1 protein-coding gene and 1 pseudogene are annotated in these 1,497 nt (G+C 47.3%); one reads left to right on the top strand and one right to left on the bottom strand.

Translation table 11 applies throughout. From position 1 onward, the window contains the following. Positions 1-380, top strand: a pseudogene (locus QJQ48_RS28120) (transposase); the annotation flags it as partial. Between the two features lie 409 nt (positions 381-789). On the opposite strand, the gene QJQ48_RS28110 reads toward QJQ48_RS28120, so the two are convergent. Next, entirely contained in the window at positions 790-1,209 is a 420-nt protein-coding gene (locus QJQ48_RS28110; protein ID WP_346294488.1) for a hypothetical protein, read from the bottom strand. Positions 1,210-1,497: the final 288 nt, after the last annotated feature.

Genomic DNA, 1,497 nt, shown 5'->3' with positions numbered 1-1,497 from the left:
CTGACGGGGCTTATGACAAATGGCGCTGCTATGACGCGCTGATAGAACGGCAAAGCCAACCAGTCATTCCGCCGCAAAAGAATGCCAAAATTTGGCAGCATAGCAACTGTAAGGCTCCACCGCATCCGCGCGATGAAAACCTCAGGTAGATTCGCCGGTGCGGGTGCAAAGCCTGGAAACGACGATCTCATTATCATCGACGCTCGATTGCTGAAACCACGATGTTTTGTCTCAAAGCTATTTTCGGCGGTAAGCTACGATTTCGCACGTTTGACAACCAGGCCGCTGAACTGTTGCTTCAGTGTGCGGCGCTCAATCCCATGATTCAGGTTGCCAAGCCTGACACCGTTTGGGTCGAAGACCAACTTCAGGAGAGCTAGCGCGATAACTCTCTCTTTGCTCTATTCATGCAACAAAGCCAATGCGAAATATAAAAACTCTGTCTATTGGGATGTGCGTGTTCTTTTATTAGGTGTTTGCAGCCACATAACTACGCCTGTAATAAGAAGAGTTAGAAGACCTAGGGCATTCAGAAAGGGATAAATAAAATCAAGATCAATCTGCCCAAACTTGCGTCGATGTAGCTCCAAAAGTCAGAGAAAATCGTTGGTGCGATCGCTAGCCACTCCAAACTGAAACAGAACTCCCGTAGTTAACGTCAGCAACAATGGCAACGTCATGATTGGCACTAATACTCTATGGAGTTGTCGTAGATGAAGCTGGTTAAATTTTCTTTTCATCGGTCAGGTGAGCCTGAACGCTTCTGTATGAAAACCTTTGGAAACATCATTAGGATTGCAGTTTCTTTTTTAGAGACAGCAGCAGGAATGGGCCAGCAATGATGAATCCTAACAGAGATTCTCCCAAACCAACTGAGAATTCTTCTGTAACATTAGCCCGGGAAACCGCTACGGGAGATCCTTGAGTTGCTGGCGATACTTCAATAGTCGTCTCATCGGCTTTCATCGGTATATCAGCGGTAGGCATGACTGCCCCTTCAGCGTTGGGGGATTCGGGTATTTCTTTGCTCGCTGCCGTTTCAGGGGTAGGTGTGTGGTGCTCACTTGCTGTTACAGCAGAAGAGGCTTCGGCGTCTTCCCCGTGGGAACCGCCGTGGGCTAATGCCGCAGCGGTGAGGGTGAGTGGCGCTTTAGTAGCAATAGCACTGCCACCAATAATCTTCCAGTAGCTGCGTTGCCAGCGAGTCATCAGTCTACTCCTCTTTATCTCCTAATTTCCTGTATATAGGTAATGCTTTGACAAGGCTAGGACTTAGCTATCAGCACCTAGAAATAATGAACAATTGAGCATTATGTAGCAACAAGCCACACCACAATTCCACCCAGGCAAGCCGTCGGTTGCAGTTTTGCATCTAACGATGAAATGAGGATGAAATCAGCTCAGTTATCATTTCACCCTGATTTCACTTTTTAGGTTCATAATGAGCATCAGCCGTTATTCGAGCGAGTTAGCGCTTCAATGCTTCACTCGATGAAG

Origin of the sequence: Sphaerothrix gracilis Ecp01, from assembly GCF_030405905.1 — a bacterium.
In the GTDB taxonomy this organism is placed as follows: domain Bacteria; phylum Cyanobacteriota; class Cyanobacteriia; order Phormidesmidales; family Phormidesmidaceae; genus Sphaerothrix; species Sphaerothrix gracilis.
This window is presented reverse-complemented; position numbering and strand designations above follow the sequence as displayed.